Source organism: Streptomyces sp. NPDC018000 (assembly GCF_044328025.1).
Lineage (GTDB): Bacteria > Actinomycetota > Actinomycetes > Streptomycetales > Streptomycetaceae > Streptomyces.
This window is the reverse complement of record NZ_JBIRGM010000013.1, coordinates 103868-121597: the sequence shown is the minus strand read 5'-3', so window position 1 is coordinate 121597 and position 17730 is coordinate 103868. Positions and strand designations below refer to the sequence as shown.

The 17730-nt window shown below is 66.4% G+C and carries 13 protein-coding genes and 1 tRNA gene; 4 read left to right on the top strand and 10 right to left on the bottom strand.

Going from position 1 to position 17730, the window contains the following annotated elements:
- Positions 1-195: 195 nt before the first annotated feature.
- Both ACH4EW_RS23950 and ACH4EW_RS23945 read left to right on the top strand, forming a co-directional pair.
- Positions 196-1602: a pyridoxal phosphate-dependent decarboxylase family protein gene (locus tag ACH4EW_RS23950; RefSeq protein ID WP_398260131.1), complete on the top strand. Its 1407-nt coding sequence runs from the start codon at positions 196-198 to the stop codon at positions 1600-1602.
- Positions 1599-3017: a lysine N(6)-hydroxylase/L-ornithine N(5)-oxygenase family protein gene (locus ACH4EW_RS23945; RefSeq protein ID WP_398260049.1), complete on the top strand. Its 1419-nt coding sequence runs from the start codon at positions 1599-1601 to the stop codon at positions 3015-3017. The genes ACH4EW_RS23950 and ACH4EW_RS23945 overlap by 4 nt, the downstream gene beginning before the upstream one ends.
- A gap of 93 nt (positions 3018-3110) precedes the next feature.
- On the opposite strand, the gene ACH4EW_RS23940 is transcribed toward ACH4EW_RS23945, so the two are convergent.
- The gene (locus tag ACH4EW_RS23940; protein WP_398260047.1) at positions 3111-4916 is read right to left on the bottom strand and encodes a bifunctional metallophosphatase/5'-nucleotidase; all 1806 of its coding nucleotides are present in this window, start codon (positions 4914-4916) and stop codon (positions 3111-3113) included.
- Between the two features lie 313 nt (positions 4917-5229).
- Between ACH4EW_RS23940 and pyk the strand changes: the two genes are divergently transcribed.
- Complete coding sequence (gene pyk / locus ACH4EW_RS23935) at positions 5230-6663, top strand: pyruvate kinase (protein ID WP_398260045.1); 1434 nt, start codon at positions 5230-5232, stop codon at positions 6661-6663.
- A 7-nt stretch (positions 6664-6670) separates the two neighbouring features.
- On the opposite strand, the gene ACH4EW_RS23930 is transcribed toward pyk, so the two are convergent.
- The gene (locus tag ACH4EW_RS23930; RefSeq protein ID WP_398260043.1) at positions 6671-7447 is read right to left on the bottom strand and encodes a transcriptional regulator; all 777 of its coding nucleotides are present in this window, start codon (positions 7445-7447) and stop codon (positions 6671-6673) included.
- A 109-nt stretch (positions 7448-7556) separates the two neighbouring features.
- Positions 7557-7631, bottom strand: a tRNA-Leu gene (locus ACH4EW_RS23925).
- A 98-nt stretch (positions 7632-7729) separates the two neighbouring features.
- Here ACH4EW_RS23925 and ACH4EW_RS23920 point away from each other — a divergent pair.
- A complete protein-coding gene (locus tag ACH4EW_RS23920; protein ID WP_398260041.1) occupies positions 7730-8389 on the top strand; it encodes an ANTAR domain-containing response regulator in 660 nt (219 codons plus the stop codon).
- Positions 8390-8462: 73 nt separating this feature from the next.
- Here the strand turns inward: ACH4EW_RS23920 and ACH4EW_RS23915 are convergent, their stop codons facing one another.
- The 7 genes from ACH4EW_RS23915 to ACH4EW_RS23885 form a co-directional block, all read right to left on the bottom strand.
- On the bottom strand, positions 8463-9179 hold the full coding sequence (locus ACH4EW_RS23915; RefSeq protein WP_398260039.1) for an ABC transporter ATP-binding protein: 717 nt from the start codon (positions 9177-9179) through the stop codon (positions 8463-8465).
- Positions 9176-10084, bottom strand: a complete 909-nt coding sequence (locus ACH4EW_RS23910; protein WP_398260037.1) for an ABC transporter ATP-binding protein — start codon at positions 10082-10084, stop codon at positions 9176-9178. Before ACH4EW_RS23910 ends, ACH4EW_RS23915 begins: the two co-directional genes overlap by 4 nt.
- The gene (locus ACH4EW_RS23905) at positions 10081-11874 is read right to left on the bottom strand and encodes a branched-chain amino acid ABC transporter permease (RefSeq protein ID WP_398260035.1); all 1794 of its coding nucleotides are present in this window, start codon (positions 11872-11874) and stop codon (positions 10081-10083) included. Before ACH4EW_RS23905 ends, ACH4EW_RS23910 begins: the two co-directional genes overlap by 4 nt.
- A 5-nt stretch (positions 11875-11879) precedes the next feature.
- A complete protein-coding gene (locus tag ACH4EW_RS23900; protein WP_398260033.1) occupies positions 11880-12809 on the bottom strand; it encodes a branched-chain amino acid ABC transporter permease in 930 nt (309 codons plus the stop codon).
- 110 nt (positions 12810-12919) lie between these two features.
- Positions 12920-14128, bottom strand: a complete 1209-nt coding sequence (locus tag ACH4EW_RS23895) for a branched-chain amino acid ABC transporter substrate-binding protein (protein ID WP_398260129.1) — start codon at positions 14126-14128, stop codon at positions 12920-12922.
- A 661-nt stretch (positions 14129-14789) separates the two neighbouring features.
- Positions 14790-15260 carry a PaaI family thioesterase gene (locus ACH4EW_RS23890; protein WP_398260031.1) on the bottom strand — a complete coding sequence of 157 codons (471 nt, stop codon included), beginning with the start codon at positions 15258-15260 and terminating at the stop codon, positions 14790-14792.
- 101 nt (positions 15261-15361) lie between these two features.
- Positions 15362-17653 (bottom strand): FdhF/YdeP family oxidoreductase, encoded by a 2292-nt coding sequence (locus tag ACH4EW_RS23885; RefSeq protein WP_398260029.1) that lies wholly within the window; start codon positions 17651-17653, stop codon positions 15362-15364.
- Between the last annotated feature and the right edge of the window lie 77 nt (positions 17654-17730).

The following is a 17730-nucleotide window of genomic DNA, read 5'->3' as shown; positions in this document are numbered from 1 at the left end:
CCCCCACCACACAGGGAGGCGCCGGGCACACCCATATCCGACGCCACACCCATACCACCGACACCCCCGACAACGACCCCCAGCCCTTCACCCGTCCCCCTTTCGAGTTCAGATCACCAAGCTCTGCGGCCGCGCCCCCGAAAACCCGGACAAGCTGGCATGTCCACCCATGCGCACCCGAAGGGCCCCACCACCATGCCCACCCCACCCCTCGCCGGCTCCACCACCGGCCCCACCGCCCTACGCCCCCTCATCGACACCGTCCTCACCGCACTCCACGACGGCGCCCACCGACGCGACGGCCCCCTCCCCGCAGGCGGACCCGACGCCGTCACCCCCCGAATGCGCACCGCCACCCACCCCGTCATCCCCGACCACGGCACCGGCCCCCACAACGCACTGCACACCCTCGTCAGCGCCCTCGCCGAAGGCGCCGCAGACCCCGCACACCCGCTCTGCACCGCACACCTCCACACCCCGCCCCTCGCCCTCGCCGCCGCCGCCGACCTCGCAGCCTCCGCACTCAACCCCTCCATGGACTCCTGGGACCAGGCCCCCGCAGCCTCCGCCCTCGAAGCCGACATCACCACCGCACTCGCCACCGAGATCTACCCCCACCAGCCCTCACCCGACGCACTCCTCACCACCGGCGGCACCGAAGCCAACCAACTCGCCCTACTCCTCGCCCGCGAACGCAACGGCCCCGTACAGACCATCTGCGCCGCCAACGCCCACCACAGCATCACCCGCGCCGCCTGGCTCCTCGGCCTCCCCGAACCCGTCGTCATCCCCGCCCCCACCGGCGTCATGAACCCCACCGCACTCGCCGAAGCCCTCACCCGGCTCCACAGCCCCCACCACGCCCTCCTCGTCACCGCCACCGCAGGCACCACCGACACCGGCCAGATCGACCCACTCACCGACATCGCCGACCTCTGCACCACCCACGGCGCCGAACTCCACATCGACGCCGCCTACGGCGGACCCCTCCTCTTCAGCCCCACCCACCGAAGCAAGGTCCACGGCCTCGACCGCGCCCACAGCGTCACCCTCGACCTGCACAAACTCGGCTGGCAACCCGCACCCGCAGGCATCCTCGCCGTCCCCGACCGCACCCACCTCGAGCCACTCCACCACCGCGCCCCCTACCTCAACGCAGACGACGACACCGAAGCCGGCCTCCCCGACCTCCTCGGCCGCTCCCTGCACACCACCCGCCGCCCCGACGCCCTCAAGATCGCCGTCACCCTCAAAGCCCTCGGCCGCACCGGACTCGCCGACCTCATCGACCACACAGTCGCCACCGCCCACCACCTCGCCGACCTCATCACCCAAACCCCCACCCTCGACCTCTACGACCACCCCACCATCAGCACCGTCCTCTTCCGCCCCACCGACGCCGACGACAACACCGTCGCCACCATCCGCCGCACCCTCCTCACCCGCGGCCACGCCGTACTCGGCCGCGCCCACACAGACAACCGCCTCTGGCTCAAAGCCACCCTCCTCAACCCCCACACCACCCCCGACGACCTCCACACACTCCTCGACCTCGTCAACCACCTCGCCCACGACCCCGCGGAAGGCAGCACCCCCCGATGACCGACCTGCCCACCCCCGAGACCGGCCGGCCACACGACCTCGTCGGCATCGGCATCGGCCCCTTCAACCTCTCCCTCGCCGCACTCGCCCACGACATCCCCAACAGCCCCCACCCCCTCGCCGCCACCTTCTACGAACAACGCCCCGCCTTCCACTGGCACCCCGGCCTCCTCATCGACGGAGCCAGCCTCCAAGTCCCCTTCCTCGCCGACCTCGTCACCCTCGCCAACCCCGCGAGCCCCTGGACCTTCCTCAACTACCTGCGCAGCCGCGAAAGACTCTTCCCCTTCTACTTCGCCGAACGCTTCCACATCCAACGCGCCGAATACGACGCCTACTGCCGCTGGGTAAGCGACCAACTCCCCGGCCTCCACTACAGCCACCAGGTCGACGCCGTCCGCTGGAACAACGAACAAGGCCTCTTCGAAGTCGACTTCACCCAACTCGACACCGACGGCGAAGCCCAAGCACTCGGCCGCACATACACCCGCCACATCGCCCTCGGCATCGGCACCGAGCCCCACATCCCCGACCCCCTCAAACCACTCACCGAAGCCAAAACCACCCCCGTCATCCACTCCGCCGACTACCTCCACCACCGAGAAACACTCCTCGACGCCGAACACATCACCGTCATCGGATCCGGACAATCAGGCGCCGAAATCTTCCTCGACCTCCTCCGCGCCCGCCCCGCAGGCCACGAAAAACTCCACTGGATCGCCCGCACCCAGGCCTTCGCACCCATGGAGTACTCCAAACTCGGCCTGGAACACTTCACCCCCGACTACAGCCGCTACTTCCACGCCCTGCCCGAACCCGTACGCGACGAACTCGTCCCCCACCAATGGCAGCTCCACAAAGGCATCGACGCCGACACCATCGCCGCCATCCACGACGAGCTCTACCGCCGCACCCTCCACGGCGGCTGGCCCGACACCACCCTCACCCCCGGAGTCTCCGTACACACCGCAGAACGCACCGCCGACACCCGCATCGAACTCCACCTCGAACACACCCAGCAGAACACCCGCACCCGCCTCACCACCGACGCCGTCGTCCTCGCCACCGGCTACCGCGAACGCCCCCTCGACCGCATCCTCACCGGCCTCCACCCCTACATCCGACGCGACGCCTCCGCACGCCCCCACATCGACGACCGATTCCGCCTCGTCCTCGACCCCACCATCACCGGCAACATCTACGTACAGAACGCCGAACGCCACACCCACGGCGTCGGCGCCCCCGACCTCGGACTCGCCGCCTGGCGCAGCGCCACCATCCTCAACCACCTCACCGGCACCAACGCCTACCCCCTCCCCCAACGCACCGCCTTCACCACCTTCGGCCTCACCCCCCGAACCCCACCCATCCCCACCCAGAACCCCGACCTCATCCCCCTCACCCAAGGCAACTGACCACCCCCCGCACAACAGAAGGCGGCCGCCCCCTCCGAAAAGGAGAGAACGGCCGCCCACCCAGCAGATCACCACCCACTGCCGCGACCGGCACTAGAACACCGGCACACCGTCCCGCGTCAGACGCCAGTCCACCGAAGCGAACTGCGCACCATCCACCGAACCCTTCGCCTTCACCCACGAGATGATCGTGTTACGAATCTCCTCAGAATTCGCCCACAACTGCTTCGCACCCGGAACATGCGGGAAATTGCCACCACCACTCGCCCGGTAATTGTTCACCGCCAGCACGAACTGCGCACCCGCATCGATCGGCTTGCCCTCGAACGACAAATTCACGATCCGCGAACCACTCGGCTTCGCAATATCGATGTCATACGTCAAACCCGACACCGCATCGTAGTTGTAATCCGGAATATTATCCGCATTCGTCAGCTTCGCCGGATCCACCGGAGCACCCGCCGCAATCCGCACGTAATACCGGGCCGAGAACTCCAGATAATCCTTGATCTGCGCACCCGTCAGCAACCGCGCCTCAAGAGTGTTCTCGAACGGATACAGCCCCGCCGCATCCCTGATCGTCACATCCCCGGCCGGGATCCGCGCCGTACGCGAGAAACACGACGCCTGCGAGAGCACAGGCAGCGCCGCATACTCACCACCCGCCAACGCCGCCTTCACCGTCTCCGCCTGCACGACATTGATCAGATCGATGATCGGCTCGTCCTTCCAGGCCGCCTCCGCCGTCGACATCGCCGCCGTCGACGTACCGATCACCTGATTGACGTAACCCACAACCTTCTCGTGCTCATCCACCAACAGCTTCGTGATCTCCGGGTCCTCAGCCACGGTGTTGGAGTTCAACACCCGCGAACCCGCCCTCTCCACCACCCAGCGGCCCTTCTCCCACACCAGATCGAAGTCGAACAACGTCAGCCGCTGCCCCCACTTCAACGGCTCGGAAAGCACCACCTTCTTCCCCGTCTGCTTGTTCTCCACGAAATACTCGGGAATCTCCTGATGCGCATGCCCGACCAGAATCGCGTCAATACCCGGCACCTGCTCAGCCACCAGACCCGCCGCGTTCTCCACATACGGAATCTGATCACCGTACGACGACGTACCACTGCTACCCGAATGCGCCGACACGATCACGACATCCGCACCCATGGAACGCAGCCGCGGCACAAACTTCGCCGCCTGCTCCTCCAGACCGGGAAACACCATCTTCCCACTGACATTCGCCTTGTCCCAGATAGCGATGCCCGGATTCGTCAGACCCAGAATCGCGACCTTCACATCCCGGCCGTGCGGGGTACGCATCCTCTTGATGACATACGGGGCGAACGCCGGCCGCAACGTCCTCGCGTCCAGCGCGTTCGCACCCAGCAGCGGAAAGTCGCACTGCTCCTCGAACTTCCGCAGCACCGGAATCCCGTAGTTGAACTCATGGTTGCCGAGCGCCGCGGCGTCATAGCCGATCGCGTTCATCGCCTGCGCCATCGGGTGCACCGGGCCACGCTTCGCCGTGATCGGATCGACCTTGGCGTAGTAGTACGACAACTGGGTGCCCTGGATCGTGTCACCCGCATCGATCAACAGGGTGTTGTGGCGGCCCTTCTCCCGACGCACCTGGTCCACCAGGGTGGAGATCTTCGCCAGACCGACATCGTTGTGAGCCTTGTCGTCGAACTCCTTGTCGGTGAAGTAATCCCAGTTGAAGACGTTCCCGTGCAGATCCGTGGTGCCCATCACAGTGAACGAGTACCGCTTCGGCGGACGCCCGTGGCCGTGCCCATGACCGTCGGCAGCGGCAGGAACGGCAGAGCCACCCACGATCGCCACACCGGCACCGGCGGCCGCCGATGTGCCCAGGAACGTCCTACGGTTCAGCGGCATTTCGTCTCCCACATCTCAGTTCTCGCAGTACACAACGCGCGTAGATGATGACCCAGGAGCCACACCCGGCAACACCCCTCCCAGGTTTCGATCTGATGACCACCCGCCGTCTCCCCGGAACCGAGGCCGCGCGACACACCCCGACGCAGCCCCGAACCCGCCTCACCATGTCACCGCCAAAACCATGAAGAGAATGCTCATCCGAGCACCCCGCCGCACAATTCAACACTTGTCAATAACCCTTCATCCAAAGGTTGTTGAGTAGTCACGCAGCGCCAAACGGATACCCGTAGGTAAGGTCTAGGGTCAAACCATGCGCCGAGCCAAAATCGTTTGCACCCTGGGCCCCGCCACCGACACATACGACCAGATCAAGACCTTGGTCGAAGCGGGAATGGACATCGCCCGCCTCAACCTCAGCCACGGCACCTACGCCGAACACGAACAGCGGTACCACCACGTACGCAAGGCCTCCGACGAGAGCGGACGCAGCGTCGGCATCCTCGTCGACCTCCAAGGCCCGAAGATCCACCTCGGACGCTTCCGCGAAGGCCCCGTACTCCTTGAACGCGGCGACGACTTCACCATCACCGTCGAACCCATGGAAGGCGACCGCCACACCTGCGGCACCACCTACGACGGCCTCGCCACCGACGTCACCACAGGCGAACGCATCCTCGTCGACGACGGCCGAGTCACCCTCGAAGTCACCGAAGTGGACGGCCCCCGCGTCCACACCACCGTCATCGAGGGCGGCATGGTCTCCGACCACAAAGGCCTCAACCTCCCCGGCGTCGCCGTCTCCGTACCCGCACTCTCCGAGAAGGACATCGAAGACCTCCGCTGGGCCCTGCGCACCGGCGCCGACATCATCGCCCTCTCCTTCGTACGCAGCGGCCGCGACATCAAGGACGTCCACCGCATCATGGACGAAGAAGGCCGCCGCCTCCCCGTCATCGCCAAGGTGGAGAAACCCCAGGCCGTCGAGAACATCGACGACATCGTCGCCGCCTTCGACGGCATCATGGTCGCCCGCGGCGACCTCGGCGTCGAAATGCCCCTGGAACAAGTACCGATCGTCCAGAAGCGCGCCATCAAACTCGCCAAACGCAACGCCAAGCCGGTCATCGTCGCCACCCAGATGCTCGACTCGATGATCGACAACTCCCGCCCCACCCGCGCCGAAGCCTCCGACGTAGCCAACGCGGTCATCGACGGCACGGACGCGGTGATGCTCTCCGGCGAGACCAGCGTCGGCAAGTACCCCATCGAGACGGTCCGCACGATGTCCCGCATCGTCGAAGCAGCCGAGGAAGACATCCTCGCCAAGGGCCTCCCACCCCTGACCGACCGCAACAAGCCCCGCACCCAGGGCGGCGCGGTGGCCCGCGCGGCAGCCGAGATGGGCGACTTCCTGGGCGCCAAATTCCTGGTCGCCTTCACCCAGAGCGGCGACACGGTCAGGCGCCTGTCCCGCTACCGCTCACCCATCCCGCTCCTGGCCTTCACCCCGGCCCCGGCCACCCGCTCCCAACTGAACCTGACCTGGGGCGTCGAGACCTTCCTCGGCCCGCACGTCGAATCGACGGACGCGATGGTGGCCCAGGTCGACGAGGAGCTGCTGAAGATCGGCCGCTGCGAGAAGGGCGACGTCGTGGTCATCACGGCCGGCTCCCCGCCGGGCGTCCCGGGCTCGACGAACCTGGTCCGGGTGCACCGCATCGGCGAGGACGACGGCGGGAAGTAGCCGATCGTCAGTACTTCGGCCCGACGTGGGCGTCCATGAGGGCTACGGACGCCCGTCGGGCGACGGAGATGTTGAGCGGGTTGCTCCCTCGTGCGAGGGTCGTCCACTCGACCCCGACAGCGGTGAGTGTGTCGCTGAACAGCTTGCGGATGTCGTCCGACCTGTTGGTGAAGAAGTACCGGGGGTACTCGTAGCGCTTCCGTTCGCCGCCGATGAGCTTCGTGGTCCAGTTGGTGATCCGGCATCCATCGGAGTGGATGAGGCCCAGGATGAATTCCCATGGATGGGCATCCACGATCCTCTGTTGCCAGGGTTCGAGGGCGATCTTGCGGTCGTGCTTCTTGCCGGGACCGTGCTGGGGGAAGAGGCAGGGCCAGTGCTTGCTGTGGCACGTGACGTTCTGGCAGCCCTGACGCTGAACCCGGAACACCTTGTTTCCGGGACGCGCGATCTGCATGGCTTCGGCGCAGGCGTCGATGAGGCCCGGCCAGGCATCGGCGCAAGCGATACGGAGGAAGTACACGCCCCTTTTGGCGGAGCTGATGCAGCCGTCGCCGAGATAGAGGCCCAGTAAGTAGGCGTACGCGGCGGGGTCTTCGGGATCGCTTGGCACGTCGCCGCACCTCGGACAGTCCGCAGCGCGGTTCCAACCGAGGGGTTCTATTCGCGTCTGCCACGAGCGGAGGGCGGCACGCGAAATGCCGGTCTGCTTGCTTACGGAGTTCTGGCTGAAGCCTTGGGCGAGGAGTGCCAGAGCACGCTTGCGCGTATCGAGGTCGTACACAGGGCCGATCCTGTCCGGGTCTCGACGACCCGCAGGTGGAATAAGCAAGCATTCACACGTTCATGTGAAGTTCCGCTATTCCTTGGCGACCTTGGAATCGAAGGAAAAGTGCCCCGAGTCGGACTCGAACCGACACTGGATGGGTTTTGAATCCATTGTCTCTGACCAATTGGACTACCGGGGCTCGCAGAATCGAAGGCGCTCTTCGACCCGCTGCGCGACCACCATACCGCAGGTGGGTAGGCTCAAGGGAGCAGTATCTGCCCCGTAACGAGGAGCCCCGTGACCGCCCCCGAGTCGCCCCAGCCCGCCGACGACGACAAGTCGCACGTTCCGCCGCTGACGACCCGCGTCGTCATCGCCGAGGACGAGGCGCTCATTCGTCTCGATCTCAAAGAGATGCTGGAGGAAGAGGGCTACGCGGTCGTCGGCGAAGCGGGCGACGGGCAGCGGGCCGTCGAGCTGGCCCGGGAGCACCGCCCCGATCTGGTCATCCTCGATGTGAAGATGCCGATTCTCGATGGGATCTCCGCCGCGGAGAAGATCGCCGAGGAGTCCATCGCTCCCGTCCTGATGCTGACCGCTTTCTCGCAGCGCGATCTTGTCGAGCGGGCCAGGGACGCCGGGGCGATGGCATACCTCGTGAAGCCGTTCAGCAAGAGCGATGTGGTGCCTGCGATCGAGATGGCGGTGTCGCGGTTCGCGGAGCTGAAGGCGCTGGAGAGCGAGGTCGCCGACCTCGCGCAGCGGCTGGAGACGCGGAAGCTGGTGGACCGGGCGAAGAGCATTCTGCAGACGGATTACGGTCTGTCGGAGCCTGCCGCGTTCCGGTGGATTCAGAAGACGTCGATGGACCGGCGGATGTCCATGCAGCAGCTTGCCGAGGCGTTGATCGCGGATGCGGCTGAGAAGAAGGCTGCCGAGGAGAAGAAGGCCGAGTAGTCTCCGTGGGCGTATGGGGGAGGCCCGCATCCGGGTTGCCGGGTGCGGGCCTCTTCCGTCTGTGCGGGTGGGGTCAGTCCTCGCCGAGGTAGGCCTTGCGGACGGACTCGTCGTGGAGGAGGTCCGCGCCGGTGCCGGAGAGGACGATCTTGCCGACCTCCATGACGTGGCCCTGGTCGGCGAGGGAGAGTGCGGCCTGGGCGTTCTGCTCGACGAGCAGGATGGTGGTGCCCTGGGCCTTGAGTTCGACGATAGTCTCCATGATCTTCTGCATCATGATCGGGGAGAGGCCCATGGAGGGTTCGTCGAGCATCAGGAGCTTGGGCCGGCACATGAGGGCTCTGCCCATGGCGAGCATCTGCTGTTCGCCGCCCGAGAGTGTTCCGGCGGCCTGCTTCCGGCGTTCCCCGAGGATGGGGAAGAGGTCGTAGGCGCGCTGGATGTCCTTTTCGATGCCTGCCTTGTCGTTGCGGAGGTAGGCGCCGAGTTGGAGGTTCTCGGTGATCGTCAGCCGGGGGAAGATGTGGCGTCCCTCGGGGGAGTGGGCGAGGCCCAGGGAGACGACCTTGTGGGCCGGGATGTTGTTGAGTGGTTGGCCGTCGAAGGTGATGCGGCCGCCGGCCGGCTTGAGCAGTCCGGAGAGGGTGCGCAGGGTGGTGGTTTTGCCTGCGCCGTTGGTGCCGATGAGGGTGACGATCTGGCCGGCTTCGACGGTGAAGGAGATGCCTTTGACGGCTTCGATCTTGCCGTAGGCGACGCGGAGGTCCTCGACCTCTAGCAGTGCGGTCATCGGGTGTCCTCCTCCTCGGTGCCGGTGGTGCCGGTGGTGCTGTTGGTGTCGGTTGTTCTGGTGGTTCCTGCTTCGGCGGCTTCGACCTCGGCGAGTTCTTCGGCGCCGGGGGCGCCTTCGAAGGGGGTGCCGAGGTAGGCGGCGACGACGCGTTCGTCGCTCTGGACCTCGGTCGCGGTGCCTTCGACGAGCTTTTCGCCCTGGACGAGGCAGGCGACGCGGTCGCAGAGGTTGAAGATGAACCGCATGTCGTGCTCGATGACGAGGACGGCGATGCCCTGGTCGCGGATGGCGAAGATGAGTTCTTCGGTGACGCGGGTTTCCTGCGGGTTCATGCCTGCGGTGGGCTCGTCGAGGAGGAGGAGTCCGGGGTCGCTGGCCAGTGCGCGGGCGATTTCCAGCTTGCGCTGGTCTCCGTAGGGGAGGTTGCGTGCGAGGTGGTCGGCTTTGTCCTGGAGGCCGATGAACTCCAGGAGTTCCATGGCTCGTTCGCGGCTGGCTTGTTCGGCCTTGGTGAAGCCGGGGAGTCGCAGGAGGGCTGACCAGAGGCCTTCCTTGGTCCTGGTGTGGCGTCCGACGAGGACGTTTTCCAGGACGGTCATGTTGGCGAAGAGCCGGATGTTCTGGAAGGTGCGGGCGATGCCTGCCTGGGTGACGAGGTGGGGCTTGGGTGGCAGGACGGTGCCCTTGTAGTTGACTTTGCCCTCGGTGGGGACGTACAGGCCGGTGAGGCAGTTGAAGAAGGTGGTTTTGCCGGCGCCGTTGGGGCCGATGAGGCCGACGATCTCGCCCGCGTTGACGGTGAGGTCAACGCCCCGGACGGCGGTGAGGCCGCCGAAGCGCATGGTCACGCCGTTCGCGTCGAGGACGGTGGTGGCGGTTTTCGTGGTGGTCATGGTGGTCACGCCCCCGCCTTGGCGATGCCGGCGCCGGTCTCTTCGGACTGCCGTGGCTCCGGTACGTCGGGCTGGTCGGTCTCGTGGAATTCGAGTTGTTTCCTGCGGTCGGCGACCAGGCCTTCGGGGCGCAGGCGCATCAGGAGGATGAGCGCGACGCCGAAGAGGAAGAGCTGGTAGTCCTGCATGAACTGGAGTTTGGCCGGGATGAGGTAGAGCAGTGCGGCGCCGACGAGGGGTCCGCTGAGGGTTCCCATGCCGCCGAGGATGACGGCGGCGAGGAGGAATGCGGAGTTGGGTGGTACGGAGCCGGCGAACTGGTATTGCTCGGGTGTCACTGTGTAGTTGACGTGTGCCTGGACGGTGCCGGCGAGGCCGGCGAGGGTGGCGCCGAGGGCGAAGGCGAGCAGTTTGAGCCGGAAGGCGTTGATGCCCATGGCGGTGGCTGCGGTTTCGTCTTCGCGGATGGCGACCCAGGCGCGGCCGATGCGGGATTCTCCGGAGCGGCGGAAGACGAGGACGACGACGGCGGTGAAGACGAGCATGAGCAGGTAGTAGTTGGCGGACCTGCCGAGGGTGAAGCCGAGGATGTCGTGTTTGAGTCCGAAGTCGAATCCGAAGAATTTGAGGTCGGGGATGCTGGGGATGCCTTGGGAGCCGTTGGTGAGGTCGGGTCCGCTGTTGCCGTTGAGGTTGTTCACGGTGAGGCGGAAGATTTCACCGAAGCCGAGGGTGACGATGGCGAGGTAGTCGCCGCGCAGTCGGAGTGTGGGGGCGCCGATGAGGACGCCGAAGACGAGCGAGGCGCCGGCGCCGGTGAGGACGGCGGCCCAGAAGGGGAATTCGACGCCGATGGCCGACATGGTGGAGCCGGAGACGAGGGCGGCGGCGTAGGCGCCGACGCCGAGGAAGGCGACGTATCCGAGGTCGAGGAGGCCGGCGAGGCCGACGACGACGTTGAGGCCGAGTGCCACGGTCGCGAAGATGAGGATGTTGGCGCCGATGAGCGCGTATTCCTCTTTCTGCTGTGTGAAGGGGAAGCAGACGGCTGCGACGAGGGCGGCGGCGAGGGTGATGTTGCGGTGCTTGGTGGTGAGCGCGGTGAGGCGGGAGATGAGTCCGGCCCGGTGGAGTGCGGTGAAGGCGAAGCCGGCGGTGATGAGGAAGCCGATGAAGAGTTCGGTGTAGTCGGTGTCGATGCCGTAGGCGAAGACGTAGAGGCCGATGCCGAACGATACGACGATGATGAGGATTTCGGCCCAGTCGGGGAGTGCTTTGGCGCGGGGGGCCGGTGGGGCGCCGAGGCTGTTGCGGAAGCGTTGCCAGGCGCCGGCTGTGGTGTCGGAGATGGGTTGGTCGGCGGGGAGTCCGAGTGCGGCGATGGCGGCGATGAGTGCGCCGATGCCGCTGACCCAGGCGCCGGGTTCCAGGTTGACGGCGCCGCCGAGGTTGTACGCGATGGCGCCGATGGTGTAGCCGGTGGTGCCGAGGGTGCCGAGTGCGAGGAGGCGGACGGGGCTGTTGGTGCCGCCGGGGGTGAGCCAGCCGAGGCCTGGGATGCCGTACCCGGACAGTGTGAGGAGCAGGGTGAGTGCGGCGCTGATGAGGGTGAGGACTTGGAGGCCGCCGGGGTAGCCGGTGACGGTGAGGTCGCCGGGGAATTCGCTGGTCCAGGTCCAGGCGAGGAAGGTGCCGGCGAGTGCGAGGGTTGCGCCGGTGAGGGTGCCGATGCGGGCTGCGGTTGTGGGCATCGGGAGGAGGGGCGCGGTGCCGGGTGCGGTGGTGTGGTTGGTGGTCATCCGTATCACGCCCGATCCGCGACGCGTTCGCCGAGCAGGCCCTGGGGGCGGAGCAGCAGGACGATGATGAGGAGGACGAAGGCCCATACGTCTTTCCAGGCGCCGCCGCCGAAGAGTTCCATGCCGGGGACGTTGCTCATGTAGCCGGTGGCGAGGGATTCGGCGATGCCGAGTACGACGCCGCCGAGCATGGCGCCGTAGATGTTGCCGATGCCGCCGAGTACGGCTGCGGTGAAGGCTTTGAGGCCCATGATGAAGCCCATTTTGAAGCCGATCTGGCCGTTTTTGAGTCCGTAGGCGACGGCGGCGACGGCGGCGAACGCGGCACCGATGGCGAAGGCCATGACGATGATGCGGTCGGTGTTGATGCCCATGAGTTTTGCGGTGTCGGGGTCTTGGCTGGTGGCTTGCATGCCGCGGCCGGAGCGGGTCTTGGAGACGAAGAGTCCGAGGGCGAGCATGCAGATGGGGGCTGTGATGAGGACGAAGAGGTCACCGCGTTGGATGTGGGCGCCGAAGATGTCGATGGCTTCGCCCTTGAACTGGGGGAAGGAGCGGTCCTTCTTGGCGTCGGGGTACCACTTCCAGATGGCTTGCTGGAGTGCGAGGGAGAGTCCGATCGCGGTGATGAGCGGGGCGAGTCGGGGGGCGCCGCGCAGGGGCCGGTAGGCGAAGCGTTCGGCGGCTGCGCTGACGGTGACGGAGCAGATGACGCCGCCGATGATCATGAGTGGGATGATCGCGAGGAGGGAGACGCCGGCCGGCATCCAGAGGTACACGGTGAGAGCTCCGAAGCCTCCGATCATGAAGATCTCGCCGTGGGCGAAGTTGATGAGCTGGATGATTCCGTAGACCATCGTGTAGCCGATCGCGATGAGTCCGTACATCGCGCCGAGGATGAGTCCATTGGCCAGCTGTTGCGGCAGTTCGTTCACCGCAGGGCCTCCGTGGAGTGGTTCGGATATGGCACCGCGCGGGAGCGCTGGTAGCGCTCCCGCGCGGTCTGGTGTCAGTCAGTGCGTTGGCCGGGAGGGCCCTGTTGGGGTCAGGGCTTGTAGGCCTCGCTGAGCTTGGAGGTCCACTTGCCGCCGTCGACCTGGTAGGCGGTCATCATGGTGTTGGTGGTGTCGCCGTATTCGTCGAAGGAGACGGGGCCGGTGACGCCGTCGAACTTGACCTTGGCCATGGCTTCGAGGACCTTGGCGCGGGCGTTGTCGGGGAGCTTGCCGTTGTTCTCGGCGACGGCGATTTTGACGGCCTCGATGATGGCCCAGGTGGCGTCGTAGGTGCCGCCGCCGTAGGCCTCGTAGGCGTCCTTGTATCCGGCGGTCTTGTAGTCGGCGATGAATTTCTTGGCGGAGTCGAGTTCCTCGACGGGCTTGCCGACGGAGGTGGCGATGTCGCCCTGGGCCTTCTTGTTGAGCTTGATGAAGTCGGCGCTGTACATGCCGTCGCCGCCCATGAGGGGGATCTGGACGCTGTCCTTGAGCTGCTGGCTCAGGGGTGCGCCGGCGGGGTACTCGCCGCCGTAGTAGACGGCCTTGGCGCCGGACTTCTTGACTTTGGTGACGACGGCGTTGAAGTCGCGGTCGTCGGGGTTGACGTGGTCGTTGCCGACGATCTTGCCGCCGAGGGTGGTGAAGGTGTTCTTGAAGGAGGCGGCGAGGCCGGCGCCGTAGGGCTTCTGGTCGTCGATGAGGTAGACCTGCTTGATCTTCGCGTCGTTGAAGAGGTACTTCGCGGCGAAGGCGCCCTGGATCTGGTCCGTGGTGGCGGTGCGGAAGTAGGTCTTGAAGGGGCGCTTCTTGTCGCCGGTCTTCCAGTTCTCGCCCTGGGTGAGTTCGGTGCCGGTGTTGGCGGGGGAGATCTGGGTGAGGCCGGCGTCGTTGAGCGGCTTCTGCATCGACTGGGAGACGCCGGAGTTGAGGGGGCCGACGACGCCGACGACGGTGTCGTCGTCGATGAACTTCTGGGCGTTCTGCTGGCCGACGGAGGGCTGTGCCTGGTCGTCGAGCGGCTTGACCTCGAACTTGATGCCGGGGACGGTCTTTTCCTTGTTGGCCGTCTGGGCGGCGAGGTCGGCGGAGTTCTTGATGCCGAGGCCGAGGGCGGACAGGTCGCCGGTGATGGGCGCGTCGACGCCGATGACGACGGTCTGGGTGTCGCCGCTGCCGCTGTTCTTGCTGTCGTCGCGCGACCCGCAGGCGGTGAGTGTCAGTGCTCCTGTGGTGAGCGCTGTGGTGAGGATGAGCAAAGAACGGTGTCGCACGAAAGGTCCTTTCCCTGGCGCGGCCTCCTCTGCTTGAGGTGCCGTTTCGTTCGCCGGGCCGTACGGGTTTGGTACAGGGCCGTGCTGTGACGCGCCCGGCGGCGCGGTGACTGGCCGTGACTCTAGGCGCAGGCGTGGTGGTGCGGGGTGGGTCCGCCGCAGGATGTGACTTTCTTGTTATGCCGTTGAGCAAGGCTTGAGGTGGCTGTGCGGACATGTACGGCTTTTTACCGGCCGCCGGAGTGACCGTATTTTGAGAACTCGCAGCTCTGCTAAGGGGCTTGAGGTGATCTTGCTGCTGTCCTGCGGTGTGGGTGCGGGGGAGGGTGTGGGGGCATGGCGAGTCGCCCGGTGTCCGCGGGGCCGGGTTGGGGGGTGCTGCGGGGCGGCCTGTACGTATCGGCGCGATGTTACGCAGCGTGACTTTGGGGCGGGTGTGGTTGACGCGGCGTTGTGTGTGCGGACGGTGTTCCCGTGTGGCGGGGGTGATGAGTGGGTCACACAACAAGGCCTGGAGTCAAGGGAGTTGACGTGCCTGGGTGCTCGACTTGGCGCTTTTTGAGGGTAGTTGTGCGCGAATATGGGTATGCCCGACCGGATTGTGGTCCGGCCGGGCAGTGGTGTGGTGCTGCGTGCGGTGTTTCGGTCAGGCGGCGCCGGGCTGAGGTGCGTCGCGGAGCATGCAGGTGAGGCGGGCGGTGCAGACCCGCTTGTCGTGCTCGTCGGAGATGACGATCTCGTACGTGGCGGTGGAACGGCCGCGGTGTACGGGGGTGGCGACGCCCGTGACGAGTCCGCTCCGTACCCCTCGGTGATGGGTGCAGTTCAGGTCGACACCGACAGCGAGCTTGGTGACGCCGCCGTGGAGCATGGAGCCGACCGAGCCGAGGGTCTCGGCGAGTACGGCGGAGGCGCCGCCGTGGAGCAGTCCGTACGGCTGGGTGTTGCCCTCGACGGGCATGGTGCCGACGACGCGGTCCGCGGAGGCTTCGACGATCGTGACGCCCATCCGCTCGCCGAGGTGGCCGGCGGAGAAGAGTGCGGGCAGGTCGACGCCGAGGGCGGCGTATTCGTCGATGATCTCCTGGGGGAACTTGGGTGTGGTGTGCTCGCCCATGGGGTCCGGCTCCGATCGTCTGCGTGGTTCATAGCTTTATTGCTGCATCGTTCTTATCAGACGACTGAGCGAACGCTTAGTGGGTTGTGGGTACGGCCGGATCATCCCCGGGTGGTCTGTCCCTGGACGTTCTCGAAGCGCACGACGACGGACTTGCTGGCGGGGGTGTTGCTGGTGTCGGCGGTGGAGTCGAGGGGGACCAGCACATTGGTCTCCGGGTAGTAGGCGGCGGCGCAGCCCCGGGCGGTCGGGTAGTGCACGATGCGGAAGCCGGGGGCGCGGCGCTCCACGCCGTCCTTCCATTCGCTGACGAGGTCGGTGTAGGCGCCGTCGGCCAGACCGAGGGTGCGGGCGTCGTCGGGGTTGACCAGGACGACGCGGCGGCCGCCCTTGATGCCGCGGTACCGGTCGTCGAGGCCGTAGACCGTGGTGTTGTACTGGTCGTGCGAGCGCAGGGTCTGCAGCAGCAGCCTGCCTTCGGGGAGCTCGGGGTACTCGACGGGCGCGGCGGTGAAGTTGGCCTTGCCGGTCGTGGTGGGGAAGCGGCGCTCGTCGCGCGGGGCGTGCGGGAGGGTGAAGCCGCCGGGGTGGGCGATGCGGGCGTTGAAGTTCTCGAAGCCGGGGACGACGCGGGAGATGCGGTCGCGGATCGTCGTGTAGTCCTTCTCGAACTCTTCCCAGGGGGTGGTGGATTCGGGGCCGAGGACGGCGCGGGCGAGGCGGGCGATGATGGCGGGCTCGGACAGCAGGTGGGGGCTGGCCGGGGTGAGGTTGCCGCGCGATGCGTGGACCATGCTCATGGAGTCCTCGACGGTGACGAACTGCTTGCCGCTCGCCTGGACGTCCTTGTCGGTGCGGCCCAGTGTCGGCAGGATCAGGGCGCGGGTGCCGGTCACGGCGTGCGAGCGGTTGACCTTGGTGGAGACGTGGACGGTGAGGCGCGCGCGGCGCATGGCGGCTTCGGTGACGTCCGTGTCGGGGGTGGCCGCGACGAAGTTGCCGCCCATGGCGAAGAAGACCTTGGCGTCGCCGTCGCGCAGGGCCTGGATGGAGCGGACGACGTCGTAGCCGTGGTGGCGTGGTGAGGTGATGGAGAATTCTTTGTCGAGGGCGTCGAGGAATTCGGGAGCGGGCCGTTCGAAGATGCCCATGGTGCGGTCGCCCTGGACGTTGGAGTGGCCGCGGACGGGGCAGACTCCGGCGCCGGGGCGGCCGATGTTGCCGCGCAGCAGAAGGAAGTTGACGACTTCGCGGATGGTCGGCACGGAGTGCTTGTGCTGGGTGAGGCCCATGGCCCAGCAGACGATGGTGCGCTTGGAGGCGAGGACCATCGCGAGGGCCTCTTCGATGGCGCTGCGGTCGAGGCCGGTGGCGGCGAGGGTCTGCTCCCAGTCGGCTTTGCGTGCCGCGGCCACGAACTCCTCGTAACCATGGGTGTGGTCCCGTACGAAGGCTTCGTCGACGGCGCCCTCGGTCTGAAGGATCATCTTGTTGAGGAGCCGGAAGAGGGCCTGGTCGCCACCGATCCGGATCTGCAGGAAGAGATCGTTGAGTGCGGCGCCCTTGATCATGCCGAGCGGGGTCTGCGGGTTCTTGAACCGTTCCAGACCGGCCTCGGGCAGCGGATTCACCGAAATGATCTTTGCGCCCGCGGACTTGGCCTTCTCCAGGGCGGAGAGCATCCGGGGATGGTTCGTGCCGGGATTCTGCCCGGCGACGATGATCAGGTCCGCCTGATGGAGGTCCTGAAGCGAGACGCTGCCCTTGCCGATGCCGATGGTTTCCGTCAGCGCCGAGCCGGAGGACTCGTGGCACATGTTGGAGCAGTCGGGGAGGTTGTTCGTACCGAACTCGCGGGCGAAGAGCTGGAGCAGGAAAGCGGCCTCGTTGCTGGTGCGCCCCGAGGTGTAGAAGAGGGCCTCGTCGGGGGAGGCGAGCGCGCCCAGCTCCTCGGCGATGATGTCGAAGGCCCGCTCCCAGGTCACCGCCTCATACCGCTCGGCGCCCTCGGGGAGGTACATCGGCTGGGTGATCCGTCCCTGCTGACCCAGCCAGTACCCGCTGCGTGAGGCGAGGTCGGCGACCGTGTGCGCGGCGAAGAATTCGGGGGTGACACGGCGCAGTGTCGCTTCCTCGGCGACGGCCTTGGCGCCGTTCTCGCAGAATTCCGCCGTGTGGCGTTCGTCGCCTTCGGGCCAGGCGCAGCCGGGGCAGTCGAAGCCGTTCTTCTGGTTGACCTTGAGGAGGGTCTGAGCGGTGCGCCGCACGCCCATCTGCTGCTGGGCGATGAGCAGGCTGTGGGCGACGGCCGGCAGTCCGGCGGCGGCGTGCTGTGCTGCCTCGACCCGTGGCGCATCCTGGACCGGGTCACCTGTGGGCGGCTTCGTGGCCATTTCGTGCTTCCCCTTTGAGCCAACAGCGAACCTGCGCAGTGCGCTGTACGCATTGATGCGGTACGTGTTCCGTGCTC

Bases quoted from the DNA above. Each gene is read 5' to 3' on its own strand.
- pyk (WP_398260045.1), top strand. From the start codon at position 5,230: ATGCGCCGAGCCAAAATCGTTTGCACCCTGGGCCCCGCCACCGACACA.
- ACH4EW_RS23905 (WP_398260035.1), bottom strand. From the start codon at position 11,874: ATGACCACCAACCACACCACCGCACCCGGCACCGCGCCCCTCCTCCCG.
- ACH4EW_RS23945 (WP_398260049.1), top strand. From the start codon at position 1,599: ATGACCGACCTGCCCACCCCCGAGACCGGCCGGCCACACGACCTCGTC.
- ACH4EW_RS23940 (WP_398260047.1), bottom strand. From the start codon at position 4,916: ATGCCGCTGAACCGTAGGACGTTCCTGGGCACATCGGCGGCCGCCGGT.
- ACH4EW_RS23890 (WP_398260031.1), bottom strand. From the start codon at position 15,260: ATGGGCGAGCACACCACACCCAAGTTCCCCCAGGAGATCATCGACGAA.
- ACH4EW_RS23885 (WP_398260029.1), bottom strand. From the start codon at position 17,653: ATGGCCACGAAGCCGCCCACAGGTGACCCGGTCCAGGATGCGCCACGG.
- ACH4EW_RS23950 (WP_398260131.1), top strand. From the start codon at position 196: ATGCCCACCCCACCCCTCGCCGGCTCCACCACCGGCCCCACCGCCCTA.
- ACH4EW_RS23915 (WP_398260039.1), bottom strand. From the start codon at position 9,179: ATGACCGCACTGCTAGAGGTCGAGGACCTCCGCGTCGCCTACGGCAAG.